This is a genomic window from Saccharopolyspora sp. SCSIO 74807 (assembly GCF_037023755.1).
GTDB classification, from domain to species: Bacteria; Actinomycetota; Actinomycetes; order Mycobacteriales; family Pseudonocardiaceae; genus Saccharopolyspora_C; species Saccharopolyspora_C galaxeae.
In genome coordinates, this window is sequence record NZ_CP146100.1 from 1,165,636 (window position 1) to 1,182,202 (window position 16,567).

The 16,567-nt window shown below is 70.5% G+C and carries 14 protein-coding genes; 4 read left to right on the plus strand and 10 right to left on the minus strand.

Going from position 1 to position 16,567, the window contains the following annotated elements:
* The first annotated feature begins 56 nt into the window (after positions 1-56).
* A complete protein-coding gene (gene eccE, locus V1457_RS05150; RefSeq protein ID WP_200068421.1) occupies positions 57-1,355 on the plus strand; it encodes a type VII secretion protein EccE in 1,299 nt (432 codons plus the stop codon).
* Entirely contained in the window at positions 1,352-2,089 is a 738-nt protein-coding gene (locus V1457_RS05155; protein ID WP_200068420.1) for a hypothetical protein, read from the plus strand. Before eccE ends, V1457_RS05155 begins: the two co-directional genes overlap by 4 nt.
* Before the next feature lie 249 nt (positions 2,090-2,338).
* Here the strand turns inward: V1457_RS05155 and V1457_RS05160 are convergent, their stop codons facing one another.
* From V1457_RS05160 to V1457_RS05175, 4 genes are all read right to left on the minus strand, one after another.
* Complete coding sequence (locus V1457_RS05160; protein WP_200068419.1) at positions 2,339-3,721, minus strand: deoxyribodipyrimidine photo-lyase; 1,383 nt, start codon at positions 3,719-3,721, stop codon at positions 2,339-2,341.
* An 87-nt stretch (positions 3,722-3,808) separates the two neighbouring features.
* Positions 3,809-5,110, minus strand: a complete 1,302-nt coding sequence (locus V1457_RS05165; protein ID WP_200068418.1) for a citrate synthase — start codon at positions 5,108-5,110, stop codon at positions 3,809-3,811.
* A gap of 377 nt (positions 5,111-5,487) precedes the next feature.
* On the minus strand, positions 5,488-6,423 hold the full coding sequence (locus V1457_RS05170) for a carbohydrate kinase (protein ID WP_338600900.1): 936 nt from the start codon (positions 6,421-6,423) through the stop codon (positions 5,488-5,490).
* A 133-nt stretch (positions 6,424-6,556) separates the two neighbouring features.
* Complete coding sequence (locus tag V1457_RS05175; RefSeq protein WP_200068416.1) at positions 6,557-7,231, minus strand: TetR/AcrR family transcriptional regulator; 675 nt, start codon at positions 7,229-7,231, stop codon at positions 6,557-6,559.
* Positions 7,232-7,417: 186 nt separating this feature from the next.
* On the opposite strand from V1457_RS05175, the gene V1457_RS05180 reads away from it, so the two are divergent.
* A complete protein-coding gene (locus V1457_RS05180) occupies positions 7,418-8,563 on the plus strand; it encodes an acyl-CoA dehydrogenase family protein (protein WP_200068415.1) in 1,146 nt (381 codons plus the stop codon).
* Between the two features lie 69 nt (positions 8,564-8,632).
* On the opposite strand, the gene V1457_RS05185 is transcribed toward V1457_RS05180, so the two are convergent.
* From V1457_RS05185 to pdxH, 6 genes are all read right to left on the minus strand, one after another.
* Positions 8,633-8,935: a hypothetical protein gene (locus tag V1457_RS05185; protein WP_200068414.1), complete on the minus strand. Its 303-nt coding sequence runs from the start codon at positions 8,933-8,935 to the stop codon at positions 8,633-8,635.
* A gap of 9 nt (positions 8,936-8,944) precedes the next feature.
* Entirely contained in the window at positions 8,945-9,307 is a 363-nt protein-coding gene (locus V1457_RS05190; protein WP_200068413.1) for a hypothetical protein, read from the minus strand.
* A gap of 275 nt (positions 9,308-9,582) precedes the next feature.
* Positions 9,583-10,509 (minus strand): aldose 1-epimerase family protein, encoded by a 927-nt coding sequence (locus V1457_RS05195; RefSeq protein WP_338600907.1) that lies wholly within the window; start codon positions 10,507-10,509, stop codon positions 9,583-9,585.
* A gap of 102 nt (positions 10,510-10,611) precedes the next feature.
* A complete protein-coding gene (locus tag V1457_RS05200; protein ID WP_200068411.1) occupies positions 10,612-12,006 on the minus strand; it encodes an APC family permease in 1,395 nt (464 codons plus the stop codon).
* Positions 12,007-12,230: 224 nt separating this feature from the next.
* Entirely contained in the window at positions 12,231-13,532 is a 1,302-nt protein-coding gene (locus tag V1457_RS05205; protein ID WP_338600912.1) for an MFS transporter, read from the minus strand.
* A gap of 293 nt (positions 13,533-13,825) precedes the next feature.
* Positions 13,826-14,494 carry a pyridoxamine 5'-phosphate oxidase gene (gene pdxH / locus V1457_RS05210; RefSeq protein ID WP_200068410.1) on the minus strand — a complete coding sequence of 223 codons (669 nt, stop codon included), beginning with the start codon at positions 14,492-14,494 and terminating at the stop codon, positions 13,826-13,828.
* A 649-nt stretch (positions 14,495-15,143) separates the two neighbouring features.
* On the opposite strand from pdxH, the gene V1457_RS05215 reads away from it, so the two are divergent.
* Positions 15,144-16,274: a citrate synthase 2 gene (locus V1457_RS05215; RefSeq protein WP_200068409.1), complete on the plus strand. Its 1,131-nt coding sequence runs from the start codon at positions 15,144-15,146 to the stop codon at positions 16,272-16,274.
* Positions 16,275-16,567: the final 293 nt, after the last annotated feature.

The window sequence follows — 16,567 nt, forward strand, 5'->3', positions numbered from 1 at the left end:
GAACGACCTGGTTAGCGCGCCGCGCGCACTACCTGCGAGGGGAAGAGACCGAACGGATGTCCGTCAGCACGCAACATCCGGCCCAGCCGAACGCCTCCGCTCCCGGCGGCGCCCGCACGCGCATCCGCGCGCGGCGGCGCACCATCGGCGCGAGCCTCGGGGCGATGCCGGTGGCCAACATCGTCGTCATCGAGGTCGGCCTGGCGATCGGCTTGATCCTGGTGTGGCTCAACGAGCTGCTGTGGCCGGTGGCCGCGGGCGTTGCCGGACTCGCGTTGATCATCGCGCTGCTGCGCAGGCGCGGGCGGTGGTTCACCCAGTGGTTCGGACTGGTGCTGCAGTACCGCACCCGCAGCCACACCCGCCGGTCCGAACCGCCGTCCGCGGACGTCAGCGAACTCGCCGAGGACATCAACGGCGACGGCATCATCGGCCCGGACGAGAACCACCGCGTGGCGCTGCTGCGGATCGCCGTCGAGGACCTGGTCGTCGCGCGCGGCCGGGACCACGACCGCAATCCCGTCGGTTTGGCCTGGCACGACGGCAAATGGACCGCGGTGCTGATGGTCGACCCGACCCCGCCGCTGCTCAAGCCCACCGAGACCGCGTTGAACCTGCCGCTGGGCGTGCTCGCGCCCTGCCTGGAGGACCGCGGCGTGGTGCTGGACGCGATCCAGGTCATCTGGCACTGCTACCCCGGCAGTTCGTCGCTGCCCGCGGATTCCCCCGCGCTGAACTCGTACCTGGAGATGGTGGGGCCGACCGCGGCGGCCGCGCGCCGCAGCACGTGGGTGGCGGTCCGGCTGGACCCGCAGCGCTGCGCGAAGGCCGTCGGCGAACGCGGCGGTGGCGTGGTCGGTGCGCACCGGGCGCTGATCGGCGCGCTCTCCCGGGTGCGCAACGCGCTCAGCGGATGCGGCATCCCAACCCGTCCGCTGGACCCGGACGAGCTGCTGCAGGCGGGCATCTCCTCGGCCGAGCTGAACGACTCGCTGCGCGAACAGCGCCCGGTCGGGCTGACCGAGCGGTGGAACAGCGTCACCGCGGGCAGCGTCGGGCACTCCAGCTACGCGATCACCGGCTGGCCGAACCACATGAGCGACAGCATCAACGCACTGACCGGCGTGCGGGCGCTGTCCACCAGCATCGCGATGTCCATCGCACCGTCCGGTGAGGACGGTGAGGTCGGGCTGCGCGGCCTGGTCCGGGTCAGCGCCCGGACCCCTTCGGCCCTGAACGCTTCGGACGAACGACTGCGCGAGATCAGCAACCGGCTCAACCTGACCCTCACCCCGCTGCGCGGGATGCAGCTGGCCGGGCTGACCGGAACGCTGCCGCTGGGAGGTGCGGCATGAGCCGAACCCGGACCTTGGACACCCCGGGCAACGTCAACGGCACCGCACCGGAGTTCCTGGTGCGCCCGGAGATGCTGGACGTGGTGAGCCCGCCGGGTGACCGCGGCGGCATGGTCATCGGCAAGGGCGCGCGTGGCGAGTCGGTAACCGCCTCGATCCTGCGCCCGGACCCCACCCGCGTGGTCACCGTCGGCGGGCTGTACCTGGCCCGGCAGATCGCGCTGCGCGCCATCGCCACCGGCGCGTGGGTCACCATCGCCACCGGCAGGCCCGCGGCGTGGAAGACGGTGGAGCACGCGGCGGGCAAGCTCGCGGACGGCAGCCAGGTACCGCTGGTTCAGCTGCGCAAGCTGCAGCCCTACGACCTTCCGCGGCCCACCGAGGACGCGCCGCTGCTGATGATCCACGACGGCGGTGCGGTGCCGCAGGAGCTGTTCCCGCCGCGCGCCCCGTGGCAGACCACGATGTACGTGCTGCCCTACCTGCACCCGCAGGCGGGCAGCGGTACGGCCACGAACACCGCGGATCTGGTGCTGCTGCAGCGGTTGCCGTTGCAGCAGGCGCAGCTGGCGGCCCGCTTCTGGTACTTCGATCCCTCGACGCGCGTCCAGCAGCTGACCCAACTCCCCGACGACGGAGTGATCGCCCTCGGCAACAACATGTGGGCCCCGATCACGCTGGTCACGAACCCCAAGGAGCAGGACATCCTCGGCCCCATCCGCCGCGGCGACTGACCCCGCGCACACCGTTCGCGCTCCCGGAGTGAACGGCCTGTTCGTCCGAATAGATTGGTCAAACGGTCCGTTCGCTCGCGCGCTCCGGGTGGGCGAGTGCCGGGCCGACACGCCCGCACGCCACCCGTTCCGCCCAGTCCTTCCAGGAGCGAACGGACCGTTGGTCCGGCTAGACCGGGCGAACAGTCCGTTCGCTCGCTGCGAATGCAGAGTTCGGGGGAGCTCGGGCGGGCGCGTCGGGCGCGCCGGTCAGGTCTTGATCTCGCCGTAGCGGGCCAGGGACTCCTGGCGTTCGTGGTGGTGCTCGACGATCGGGCCGGGATAGCCGTTCGGCGGCCCGTCGGGCAGTTTCCACGGCTCGTGCGTCGACTTGGCGCTGAGCCCGCGCAGTTCCGGGACGAACTCGCGCACGTAGGCGCCGTCCGGGTCGAACCTCGTGCCCTGGGTGATCGGGTTGAAGATCCGGAAGTACGGCGCCGCGTCGGTGCCCGTCCCGGCCGCCCACTGCCAGCCGTGCTGGTTCGAGGCCAGGTCCCCGTCGACCAGGTGCCGCATGAAGTGCCGGGCGCCCCACCACCACGGCAGGTGCAGGTCTTTGACCAGGAAACTCGCCACCACCATGCGAATCCGGTTGTGCATCCACCCGACCGCGAGCAGCTGCCGCATCCCGGCGTCGACCACGGGGAATCCGGTGCGTCCGGCGCACCACGCCTCGAACCGCTCCCAGGCGTCGGCGCCGGTGTCCAGCCGCATCCGATCGAACCGCGCGTCGAAGTTGCGCCGCGCGCTTTCCGGCCAGTGCCACAGCACATCGGCGTAGAACTCGCGGAACGCCAGCTCGTTGCGGTAGCTGTCGACGCCTTCGCCGCCGCGCCCGTCCAGATCAGCCAGCAGCGTCCGCGGGTGCACGCACCCCCAGCGCAGGTACGGCGACATCCGGCTCGTCCCGGCGTGGTCCGGGCGGTCCCGGTCCCGCTCGTATTCGTGCACAGTGGACTTGAGGAATTCCCGCCAGCGCTTCTTCGCCGCGGACTCCCCCGCAGGCGGCAGCACCAGTTCGCCGAGTTCCTCGTCGTCCGGGATCGGCACCGCACCTACCCGGCGCGGCAGCGTCCAGTCCGCAGCGGACGCGCTCGTGCGGGCGGGCTTCGGGCGGCCGTGCTCGTCCCATGCGCGGCGGAACGGCGTGAACACCTTGTACGGCGCGCCGTCCCGCTTGGTGATCCGGCCAGGGGTGACCGCGTACGGCGAACCGGTCGGCACCCACTCGACATCGGCTCCCAGCGCTTCCCGGCCCCGCAGCGCTTCCCGGACCCGCTCATCGCGGCGGCGTCCGTACGGCCCGGTGTCGGCGGAGACGTGCACGCTGCTCGCGCCCGTCCGCTCGGCCAGTTCCGGCACCACCCGCTCCGGCTCACCGCGCAGCACCAGCAACTTCCCGCCGAGCTGCTCGTCGAGTTCCCGCAGGCACCGGTACAGGAACGTGCGGCGCGCAGGCCCTGACGGCCCGAGCAGCGCCTCGTCCAGCACGAACAACCCGATCACCGGGCCGCGGCGGGCCGCTTCCTGCAACGCCGGGTGATCACCGAGGCGTAGGTCGCGGCGGAACCACAGAATCGCGGGTGCGCTCATGCCCGGACCATACGGCCGCGAACGCGAAACGGCCCCGTCACCGGCCGATGGCCGGTCCGGGGCCTGCCCGACGATTCAGAGCTCGATTCAGCGCTCGCCGATGGGCTGGTAGGAGCGCTCGGCCGCGCCGGTGTAGACCTGGCGCGGACGGCTGATCTTGCGGGCCGGGTCGACCAGCATCTCCCGCCAGTGCGCGATCCAGCCGGGCAGCCGGCCGAGCGCGAACAGCACGGTGAAGTACTTCGTCGGGAACCCCATCGCCTTGTAGATCAGGCCGGTGTAGAAGTCGACGTTCGGGTACAGCTTGCGCTCGACGAAGTAGTCGTCGGCCAGCGCCCGCTCCTCCAGCCGCATCGCGATGTCCAGCAGCGGGTCGTTCGCGCCGAGCTTGCTCAGCACCTCGTCGGCGGTCTTCTTCACGATCGCCGCGCGCGGGTCGTAGTTCTTGTACACCCGGTGCCCGAAGCCCATCAGCTTCACACCGGGCTCCTTGTTCTTGACCCGGTTGACGAACGAATCCACGTCGTCGCCGTTGTTGTGGATGCCTTCCAGCATCTCCAGCACCGCGCTGTTCGCCCCGCCGTGCAGCGGCCCGAACAGCGCGTTGATGCCCGCCGAGGTGCTGGCGAACAGGTTCGCCTCCGAGGAGCCGACCATCCGCACCGTGGAGGTCGAGCAGTTCTGCTCGTGGTCGGCGTGCAGGATGAACAGCAGGTCCAGCGCGCGGGTCAGCGCGGGGTCGACCTCGTAGGGCTCGGCGGGGAACCCGAAGGTCATCCGCAGGAAGTTCTCCACCAGCCCCAGCGAGTTGTCCGGGTACAGGAACGGCTGGCCGACGGACTTCTTGTAGGCGTAGGCGGCGATCGTGGGCAGCTTCGCCAGCAGCCGCACGGTGGACAGCTCCACCTGGTTCTCGTCGAACGGGTCGAGGCTGTCCTGGTAGAAGGTGGACAGCGCGGACACCGCCGAGGACAGCACCGGCATCGGGTGCGCGTCGCGCGGGAAGCCGTCGAAGAACTGCTTGAGGTCCTCGTGCAGCAGGGTGTGCCGCTGGACCCGGTCGTTGAACTCGTCGTACTGCGCCTGGGTGGGCAGCTCACCGTAGATCAGCAGGTAGCTGACCTCGATGAAGTTCGACTTGGCGGCCAGCTCCTCGATCGGGTAGCCGCGGTAGCGCAGGACACCCGCGTCCCCGTCGATGTAGGTGATGTTGGACTCGCAGGACGCGGTGTTGACGAAACCCGGGTCCAGCGTCACCAAACCGGTCTGGGACAGCAGCTTCCCGAGATCCACACCGGGCGAGCCTTCGGTGGGCTGCGTCACCTGCATTTCGTGCTCGCCACCGTCGTAGCGCAGCGCGACGGTACGTTTGGCGGTCTCGTCGGGCATTCGGGAACCTCTCGCGCTCGTGAATGGGGTGGTGAGCCATCCGCGGCGACGCGCGCACCTCCCCGGCGCGGCAGCGTGGTCGGGCGAAGCGTCGGCCGGGGTCTTCCGGACCGCCGCAGCACCACCCCGTTGGGGTCCTGTCAGTTGTCACGCTAGACCGCTGCAGGCCCCTCGCGCAGCAATCGTGTTAGCCCTTTTGGGCAGGTGGGACCACGATCACATCGTTGATCGGGCCGGATGCTGCCACCCCCTTCGGCCGGTTGACGCAGCGGCCGATCCGGACGGACCGGGCGGGGCGAACCAGCCTGATCACCGTCCGGAACCGGCGCCCGCGCCGGTGTGCACCCAACGCGTCGGAAAGCTCCCGACCAAGATCGTCAGCGGTCCAGTTCGGCGGCCGTCGGCGGCTCGGCCCCCGGACGCGAGACGGTGATCGCGGCGGCGCGGGCAGCGAACCCGAGCCCCTCCCGCCACTGCTCGGGAGTGAGCTCGCGCAGCGCCTCCGGACTCAACGCACCGTTGCGGTGCAGCCACGCGAGCAACGCCGCGTGCACCGTGTCACCGGCGCCGATCGTGTCGGCGACTTCGGCCCGCACGCCCGCGACCTCGACCGGCGCACCGTCACCGACCAGCACGGAAATCCCGTCCGCACCACGGGTCAGCACCACTCCCGCGGGTCCGGCCTGCTGCCAGCGGCGCAGCGCCGCGTCCAGGTCCTGCCCGCCGGCCAGCCACTCGGCGTCCTCCACCGACAGCTTCAGCAGGTGCACCGAGGGCAGCCAGCTCTCGAACCGCTCGCGGTAGGCGTCCGGGTCGGTGATCAGGTCGGCGCGGATGTTCGGGTCCAGTGCCACGAACCGGCCGCGGGCGACCTCCCGGAACAGCGCCTGCTCGTAGACCGTCGCGGAGGGCTCCAGCACCATGCCGAGCGTGCCGAACGAGACGGCGGTGACCTCGTCCGGGAGCGGCCCGCTGTCGGCCACCAGCCGCGCTGCGGTCTCGGCGGTGTGGAAGACGTAGCGCGCCGAGCCGTCCTCGCTCAGCCCCACCACCGCCAGCGTCGTCGGCTCCGGCCCGCGCTGCACCAGGTCGGTGCGCACGCCGGACTCGACCAGCCGGTCCACCAGCTTCTCGCCGAACTGGTCGGTGGAGAGCTTCGCGTAGAAGGCGGTGGGCACCTGGAGGCGACCGAGCGCGATCGCGACGTTGTACGGCCCGCCGCCGAGCCGCGGGTGCAGCGGCCCCAGCTCGCCGCCGGGAGTGCCTGCGTCCGGGACGAGGTCGACGAGGGCTTCTCCGCCGATGACGATCACGTTTCCTCCGTGCTGCCGTTGCTCTGGGCTGGCTTGCTTTCGGGCTGCTTCGCTGTGGGTTGTCCGCCGCGGGCCGCGCTGCTGCGCTACCGGCCAGTCTGGCTTGCGCCGAACCGGGAGATCCCCGGGACGTTCAGGCACCCGCTTCGGGCGGGTCGATCCGCGGGTTCGCCGCACCGGGTTCGGACAGGCCGCCGAGCAGGAAGCGGGACAGCTCCGCGAACGCCTCCGCGTCGGACAGGCCGGTCCGCTCGGCGATCTCGCCGCGCTGAATCGCTCCGATGGTGCTGCCGACCAGCTCCGCGACGAACGCGGCGTGCACCTCGCGGAACACGCCTTCGCGCACGCCGTCGCGGATGTAGCCGCGCACGTGCTCGGCGGCGGCTCGCGCGTTGGCCTCGTAGCTGGCGCGCGTCGCCGGGTTGGCGGCCATGTCCGCCATGAACTGGCGCGAAGCCGGGCGCAGCCGTTCCGCCGCGGCGTCGAGGTAGGTGCGCATCCTGCTGCGCACGTCGGCGGCGTCGGCCACGGCGCGTTCGATTCCCGCGGTGGCGGTCTTGAAGAAGTGCCCCACGACCCGCACCGCCAGCTGCTCCTTGCTGCCCGCGAGCGTGTACAGCGTCGACTTCGAGCAGTGCAGGTGCGCGGCCAGGTCGTCGAGGGTGAAGTGCGCGAACCCCTCCGCGAGGAACAGCTCGCAGAGCCGGTCCAACAGCTGCGCACGGCGTTGCGCTCGCGATCCGGACCGCGCGACGCCGGACGTGCGCGTCCCGCCGGGGCTGCGCACGCCCGGATCGGAGGTGGTCATGCGCCGAGACTGCCACAGCCGGGCCGCAAGCCCGGTTGGAGGGGCAATTTCCAGCTGTGCCGCGGGCTGGTGCGCGCACGACGGCATCAGTACTCTGATTGATCCTATAGTACCCAGCGGAGTACCTGAAGATTTTTCGAGCCAGGGCTCGGACCGCGTGCTCCGCCGAGCACCAGGAGCTGCGCCATGCCCGTCGACCGCCTGCTGCCCAGCACCGAAGCCGCCGACCTCATCGCGCTCACCCGCGACATCGCCCGGGACGAACTCGCGCCCGCCGCGGCCGGAGCCGAGCAGCGCGCGGACTTCCCGCGCAAAGCGTTCCGGCTGCTCGGCTCCTCCGGGCTGTTGGGGCTGCCCTACGCCGAAGAACACGGCGGAGGCGGCCAGCCGTACGAGGTCTACCTCCAGGTGCTCGAAGAACTCAGCAGCGCCTGGATGACCGTCGGCGTCGGGCTGTCGGTGCACACCATGTCCTGCTACCCGCTGGCCCGCTACGGCACCGATGCGCAGCGCGAACGGTGGCTACCGAAAATGCTCGGCGGCGAGCTGCTGGGTGGCTACGCGCTGTCCGAGGCGCACGCCGGCTCGGACGCGGCCGCGCTCAGCACCCGCGCCGAACGCGACGGCGACGACTACACCGTCACCGGCACCAAGACGTGGATCACCCACGGCGGCGTCGCGGACTACTACGCGCTGATGGCGCGCACCTCCGACGAAGGACCGCGCGGCATCACGTGCCTGCTGGTCGACGGGCGCACCGAAGGACTTTCCGCCGCCCCGCCGGAGCACAAGATGGGGCTGACCGGATCGCCCACCACCGAGCTGCGGTTCGAGGGCGCGCGGGTGCCCGCCGAGCGGCGGATCGGCGCCGAGGGGCAAGGGCTCGCGATCGCGCTGGACGCGCTGGACTCCGGGCGGCTCGGCATCGCCGCCTGCGCGGTCGGGCTCGCGCAGGCGGCGCTGGACCTGGCCGTGGACTACGCCGGGCAGCGGCAGCAGTTCGGCAAGCCGATCATCGATTTCCAAGGCGTGGAGTTCCTGCTCGCCGACATGGCCGCCGCCGTGCACTCCGCCCGCTCGGCCTACCTGGACGGGGCGCGGCGGCGCGACGCAGGCAAACCGTTCGGGATGCAGTCATCGATGGCCAAGCTGCTCGCCACCGATGCGGCGATGCGAGTGACCACCGACGCGGTGCAGGTGCTCGGCGGCGCCGGCTACACCACGGACTTCGCCGCCGAGCGCTACATGCGGGAGGCGAAGGTCCTGCAGATCTTCGAGGGCACCAACCAGATCCAGCGGATGCTCATCGCCCGGCACCTCGCCGACGCCTGATGCTCATGTGCAGCGGTGCTGCCCTTCAGTGACGCGACCGGCCGCCCTGCCCCGTCCGAAGCGCGCGGCTCACTTCATGCGCCAGGTCGATGACCGAGGCCCTGGTTCGTCGACGATCCGGTACGTGTCACTGGTGAAAGCCGTGCCCTCCTCCTTCGCCATGTCCACGAGGTCATAGAGAACGGCCTCGATGGCGACCTCCGCGAGGAGCTTCCAGTAGTCATCGCTATCCGGGTCGAGGTCGCGCCCGCGTTCACGGACATCGAGTCGAATGGCGTCTTTGATCCGGTCCTCGTGGGAACGCCCGAACGCCCAGTGAATCGTCCTGGCGTCCGGTACCCACCTATCGGATGGCTCCTGTCGATTCGACATCGGTCGATCCTATAGCCGCGGGACGACATATGCCCGCGCCGTCGTGAAGGGGTTGAGATTGCTGTGCACAGGCGCCACGATCTCTCCGACAGCAGTCCCTTGGTAAGTACCCAACGCAGTCAGTTTGCTGGGGTCGTCCTCAAGCGGCGTGTAATAGGTGACCGTATCGCCGATCGGGACCACCTGCTGGAGCTCGGAATGCCCGACCGGGCGCGTCGGGGCATCCGACGGAAGACCGGGAAGACCGCCCTCCACGTAGAACATGTCGCCGGTGATCCGCACGGTCGGCGCCTCGGTACCAGCGCACTCGACCCGAGTTTTGAAGATCACCGACTGGGCTCCTCGCGACCAGTGCGGGTTGTCGGACTTCATCTCGCACTCGCCGCCGCTGTACTTGAGGACGGTCGTCCGAGCCGCTGGGCCCGCAGGCTCAGTATCCGCCTGCGCTAAGCCGGGAAACGACATCGTAAGGGCAACAGCCGCGCCGAAGACGGCGATTCTTTTCAGCAAGAGCACATTCCCATCATCATTGCGCCGATCCTGAGACCTGCCGCAACTTAACGACGCGCGCACCAGGAGGGGCGCGAATTCGGCGATGACACCCGAATGGCCCAACTAGTCTTACCGGGCACGGCACCCGGCGGCCGTCAGAACGGGCGCAGGCCCCACTGGGCGATCCAGTTCTCCCCCGGTGGCAGCGCGATCAGGTCGATGCCGGAGTTCAACGCGTCCGGCGGGCAGGTCATCGGCTCGATCGCGACCGCGCGGCCGCGGCCGGGGAACTCGTCGGCCGTGTAGACCTGCACCCACTTGAACACCGGATCGGCCCACAGCTCGACACCGTGCCCGGAAGGCGCGGTGAGCGAGTGCCGCACCAGCTCATCCGGATCGTCCGGCAGCGGCTCCGCACCGCCGAACGCGGTGTCCAGCAGCACCCCGGCGAGCCTGCGGCCGCGGCGGAACTCCTGCTCGTCCCCCTCCAGCGAACGCGGTGGGCGCACCGGCAGCAGCCGCTCCGGATCCACCGGCAGCACCGTCGCCGCGGCCAGTTTCAACGTGCAGTCGTCGGTCTCGGCCGAACCGGCCCGCGGGTACGGATGCACCCCGACGCCGAACGGGACGGCGCGGGCGCCCAGGTTCTCCACGGTGTGCGTGACGGTCAGCCCCGACTCGTCCAGCGCGTAGCCGATCGAGGTCAGCAGCGGCACCGGCCAGCCCGGCTGCACCGGGACCATCGCGTGCAGCACGATCGTCGACTCCGCGTGCTCCACGACCGTCCACACCGTGTGCCGCAGCAGGCCGTGGATGGCGTTGTGCCGGTCCGGCTCGGTCAGCGCGAGCTGCTGCGGCTCGCGCTCCAGCACCCAGCGGCCGTCGGCGACGCGGTTCGGCCACGGCAACAGCACCCCACCCGCCGCGCCCGGCGGCAGCCGGTCCGGGTGGTAGCTCTCGGAGTACGCCACCCCGTCCACCTCGAACGCGCGCAGCGCCGCCCCGACCTCGGTAACCACCGCGCGGGCCGCGCCGTGCGCGATCTCGAACTGGCGGCCGGTCGCGGGAACTGGATCATTCACGCCGACCACTCTAGAGCTTCCGGCGCCGCGGCGTGGCCGAACGAAAGCCCCGTTCCCGCGCGGATTCCCGCGGCGGGAACGGGGCTTCGCGAAGGCTGCGGGCTACTTGTTCAACGCCTCCGGGTCGAACTCGACCCGTCCCACGATCAGCCGGTTGACCACCCAGAACACCACGCCGACCAGCAGCAGCAGTCCGCCGATCAGATATTCGTCGACCGGGCGGCCGGACAGCGGGCTGGCGAAGAACGCGCACAGGATCGCGCCGAGCACCGGAACCCAGGTGGGTGCCTTGAAGTGCTCGTGCTCGACCTTCTCCCGGCGCAGCACCAAGACCGCGATGTTGACCACCGCGAACACCGCGAGCAGCAGCAGCGAGGTGGTGCTGCCCAAGTCCTCGATGTTCAACGTGCTCACCAGCACCACCGCGAGCAAGCTGGTGAACAGGATCGCCACCCACGGCGTCTGCCTGCTGCGGTGCACCCGGCCGAACGCCGAAGGGATGATCCGCTCGTTCGACATGCCGTACACGAGCCGGCTGGCCATCAGCATGTTCATCAAGGCGGTGTTGGTGACCGCGAACAGCGCGATGACGGAGAACAGGATGCCCGGGAACCACGGCGCCGCGGCCTCGACCACGAGCAGCAGCGGCGCGGAGGACGCGGCGAGCTCATCGGTCGGCACCAGCGTGGACGTGATCACGGCGATCGCCAGGTAGATCGCGGCCGTGATGCCCAGGCCCAACAGCAGCGCGCGCGGGAACGTCTTGACGGGGTCGCGGGTCTCCTCGGCCATGTTCACCGAGTCCTCGAAACCGACCATCGCGAAGAACGCCAGCGCGGTCGCCGACGTGACGGCGAACAGCGGCGAGGAATCCGTGGAGAACTGGGTGAGCCTGCTCGGGTCGGGCTGCACGTTCGGGTCGGAGCTGCCCGCCAGCAGCGCGTAGGCGCCGAAGCCGATCACGATCACCAGCCCGGACAGCTCGATGAACGTCAGCACCACGTTCATCTTCACCGACTCGCCCACGCCCCGGAAGTTGATCAGGGCGAGCACGATCAGGAACAACAGCCCGATGATCAGCGCGACGGGACTGCTGACCGGGAAGATCTCTTCCAGGTAGTCACCGCTGAACGCCTGCGCGGCCGACGAGGCCGAAGTGATGCCGGAGCACATCACCGCGAACGCGATCAGGAAGGTGATGAAGTGGACGCCGAACGCGCGGTGCACGTACAGCGGAGCGCCACCGGCCTTCGGGTACTTGCCGACCAGTTCCAGGTAGCTGCACGCGGTCAGGAAGGCGACCACGAAAGCCACCACGAACGGGACCCACAACGCCCCGCCGACCTTGCCTGCGACCTTGCCGGTCAGGGAGTACACGGTGGTGCCGAGGATGTCGCCCACCACGAAGAACAGCAGCAGTTTCGGCCCCATGACCCGTTTCAGGCCGGGCTGCGCACCGTCCGGAGCCTCGCCTTGCTCGGTCGTGTCGTTCGCCATGGCAGGAGAGTGTGCCCGCCGCGTCCAGGCGATCTTGTGGCGGCCCTGCGGAACGCGCTGCCACCGCGCGGCGCCGGGCTGGTGCGAACGGCGCAGCGGACTCCGCGAATCCGGGTTTCCCGCCGTCTCGCGGGCACCCGGAAGCAACGCGATCGGAAGAGTCACCGGGCGAAACCGAGTCCGTTCCGTCACCGCTGGAGGCAGGTACTGCTCCGTTCCGGTGGTTATTCGGTCGGCGCGCGGTAGCGCCAGAACGCGGGCAGGCACACCGCCGCCAGCACCGCGAACACCACGACGAGTACGCCGCCCACCGCGCTCGCGGCCTGCGCACCCGCGGCCGAGCCGCCGGCGCCGTGCAGCACGTCGGCCAGCCGTGGACCGCCCGCCACCACCACGGTGAACACGCCTTGGATGCGTCCGCGCATCTCGTCGGTGGCCGCGGCCTGCAACATCGCGCTGCGGTAGACCATGCTCACCAGGTCGGCCGCGCCGCCGACGGCCAGGAACAACGCGGCCAGCCACAGCGAGTCCGCGAGCCCGAAGCCCACGATCGCCACACCCCAGGCGACCACGGCGGTCGTCACTCCGACCCCGTGCCGCTGGATCCGGTGCAGCCAACCGGACAGCACGCCGGCCGCGAACGCGCCCAGCGGGATCGCCGCGTACAACGCACCCAGCGCCGCACCGCCGCCGGGCGGGTCGCCGAACACTCGCTCGGCCAGCTCCGGGTACAGCGCCCGCGGCATCCCGAAGACCATCGCGATGATGTCCATCAGGAACGACGCCAGCAGCACCGCGTGCCCGCCCAGGTAGCGGAACCCGTCGAGCACCGACCGCAGCCCGGCCGAGGTCGGCGCCCCGTCCAGCGGCGGCAGCGCGGGCAGCTGGAACACCGCCCATACCGCCACGGTCAGCGCCAACGCGTCCACGAGGTAGAGCACCGACAAGCCCAGCAACGGCAACAACGCCCCCGCCAGCAACGGACCCACGATCGAACCGAGCTGGAAGATCGTCGAGCCCAGCGCCTGCGCCGACGGCAGCAGCGGCGCCGGGATCAACCGGGCGATGGCGGCGCTGCGGGTCGGCATGTTCACCGCGAAGCACGTCTGTTGCGCGGCGAACAGCACCAGCACCAGCCACACCGAACCCACCCCGGAGGCGGCCACCAGCCACAGCAGGATCGAGGTGAAAGCCAACCCGGAGTTGGTCAACAGCAACAGCTTGCGCCGGTCCACGGTGTCGGCGACCGCGCCGCCCCAGAGCCCGAACACCAGCAGCGGGACGAGACCGAACACCCCGGCCAATCCGACGTAGGCCGAGTTCCCGGTGAGGTCGTAGAGCTGCTTGGGCACCGCGACCGCGCTGAACTGGGCGCCCACCGAGGTCACGATGCTGGAGATCCACAACCGCCGGTAGGCGGGATACCGCAGCGGCCGGGTGTCCAGCACGATCTTGCCGAGCAGTCCCCGCAACGTCCGCCGGGACCCTCCGGATGTTTGCGCCGTGCCACCGCTGCGCTGAGTCACGAGCGGCCAGCCTAGCCATCGCACGCATCGCGGACACCGCGATTTGTGATGCACCCGACCGGCCGCATCGCGTCGAAATCCGCCCCAGCAAGGCAAAAACGACCGATGGGACACGTGATCCCGACGATCTTGCACCCCGCGGGGTCAGTGCTGCGAGGCGTCAGCGCTGCTGGTTTTAGCGCCGCCTCCTCCAGTGCTGCAGGTCTTCAGTGCTGCTGGGTCTCGGCACTGCGGACCGGTCTTTCAGAGCCGCCCGCCGTCAGCGGTCCGCAGCGCTGCCCGAGGGCGCAGAATCACGGAGCCAACCGCTCCACGCTCCAGTTGTCGTCGTCGCGCCGGAAGCGGAGCCGGTCGTGCAGCCGGTCCGGACGGCCCTGCCAGAACTCGACCGCCTCCGGCCGGATCCGCCAGCCGCCCCAGTGCGGCGGCACCGGCACCTTCTCGGCCTCGGCGAAGCGCCGTTCCATGCCGTTGAGCGCCGACTGCAGCGAGTCGCGTCCGTTGACCACCCGGGACTGCGGCGAGGCCCAGGCACCGAGCTGCGACCCGCGGGGCCGGACCGCCCAGTACTCGGCGGTCTCCTCCGGCCGGACCTTCTCCACCTCGCCGCGCACGTTCACCTGCCGCTGCAAGGTCAGCCAGGGGAAGGTGGCGGCGGCGACGCGGGTGGCGAACAGGTCGTGGCTCTTCGAGGAGGTGTAGTTCGTGAAGAACACCAGGCCGCGCTCGTCGAAGCCCTTGCACAGCACGGTCCGGGAGGACGGGAACCCGTCGGCATCCGCGGTCGCGAGCACCATCGCGTTCGGTTCCGGTACCTGCTCCTGCACCGCCTCGTCGAACCACACCCGCAGCTGCTCGTGCCAGGTGGGCGCGAGCAGGTGCTCCTGCAGGGAGCCGGCCTCGTAGGACACCCGCATGGCGGACAACGTGCCGTTGGCGGTGCTCGTGGTGCTTTCCGACATCCGAACTTCCTCCCTGACCCGACTGGTGTGCGCCCGACGACCGGCAGCGCCGGAGGTTACGAGCCGCGCCGTCCCCGGAGACGGTCGCGGTGCGCCACGGCACCCGCTATGACGGTAAACGGACTCCGAACCTAGGCCGAACCGAGCCGAAGGTCACGATCGATTCCGCAAACGATGCAGTGACCGCACGCACACCCGGACGGCAGAGTCGTGCGCCCTGGTCAACACCGGGTTCGCCGGTCACCGACCTGGTCGTGCAGTGATCACCCGCCGGGCCCTGCAGCGATCACCGGCCACATCGCGGAGGGCCGCGGACCGGGCGTTCTGCCGACCGGGGCGCACAATGCCGCTGCGACGCCGCCACCGCTGCGTAGTGGCAGTGCGAAACAGGAATTGATCCGGCATTGCGGGCCATTCTTCGAAATGTCATATCCACCGGGCACCGCAAGCCGTGTGATCTTCGCCATTCCGGGGTCGTCGGCGACTTCGCGGCGATTGCCTCGCCGCCTCCGGCGGGTGCACTGTTACCGGCACAGCACAGGCTGCGACCGCGACCGCTGAAGTCCTCGTGCTCATGCACCCCGCCACGTCCCGCCGCGCGTCCCGCGCGCGGCCGCCCGGAACGACTCGACGAGGAGACGAGGCCACCATGAGCAACGAACCCACCGACTTCCGCCCCGGCCTGGAAGGCGTGGTCGCATTCCAGACCGAGATCGCCGAACCGGACAAGGACGGCGGTGCGCTGCGCTACCGAGGCGTGGACGTCGAGGACCTGGCCGGTCGGGTGTCCTTCGGCGACGTGTGGCAGCTGCTGGTCGACGGCCGGTTCGGCGGCGGCCTGCCCGCCACCGGCCCGGCACTGCTGCCGGTGCGCACCGGCAACGTGCGGGTGGATGCGCAAGCGGCGATCGCGATGCTGGCACCCGCCTACGGGTTCGAGCCGCTGCTGGACATCACCGACGAGCAGGCCCGCGACCAGCTCGCCCGGACCACCACCCTCGGGCTCTCCTACGTGGCGCAGTCCGCCCGCGGCGAGGACCTGCCGCGGGTACCGGAGAACCGCGTCGACGAGTGCGCCACGGTGACCGAGCGGTTCCTGACCCGCTGGCGCGGCGAGCCGGACCCGGCGCACGTGCAGGCGCTCGACGCCTACTGGGTCTCCGCCGCCGAGCACGGCATGAACGCCTCCACGTTCACCGCCCGCGTCATCGCCTCCACCGGCGCCGACGTCGCGGCCACGATCTCCGGCGCGGTCGGTGCGATGTCCGGTCCGCTGCACGGCGGCGCTCCCGCGCGAGTGCTGCCGATGCTGGCTGAAGCCGAGCGCACCGGCGATGCGCGCAAGGTCGTCGAGTCCATCCTGGACCGCGGCGACCGGCTGATGGGATTCGGTCACCGCGTCTACCGCGCGCAGGACCCGCGAGCCCGGGTACTGCGCAACACCTGCGAGCAGCTCGGCGCGCCCCGCTTCGAAGCGGCCGCCGAACTGGAGCGCGCCGCTCTCGAGGTGCTGCGGGAGCGCCGCCCGGACCGCCCGATCGAGACGAACGTGGAGTTCTGGGCCGCGGTGATCCTGGACTTCGCGCAGGTTCCGACCGAGATGATGCCCGCGATGTTCACCTGCGCCCGCACCGCGGGCTGGTCCGCGCACGTGCTGGAGCAGAAGCGCACCGGGCGGCTCGTGCGGCCGTCGGCGCACTACGTCGGCCCGGAGGCCCGCTCGCCGCAGCAGGTCGACGGCTGGGACTCCGTCTCGCCGTTGCCGGTCGCGGTGGCATGAGACCGGGAGTGGCGGGCCGGCCGGCGGCCCGCCACCGCTCCCGTGGCAGCTCCTTCTCCCACGACGCGGACTCGGAGGACGCGGCGCCGCTGCAGCAGCCAGCGTTGCTGCAGTCAGGACCGCTGCAGTCAGGGCCGCCGCGGCCAGGATCGCTGGGCGCCGGGCCCGTTGGCGGGTTTGCTCGCTTGATCGCTTGACGGATCGGCAGTGGATCGATCGCCAGTGGGCTGCTCGCCGGAAGACCGCGTGTTCGCTCATGTTTTCGAGTATCCGGACCCGAACATCCGTTCGCC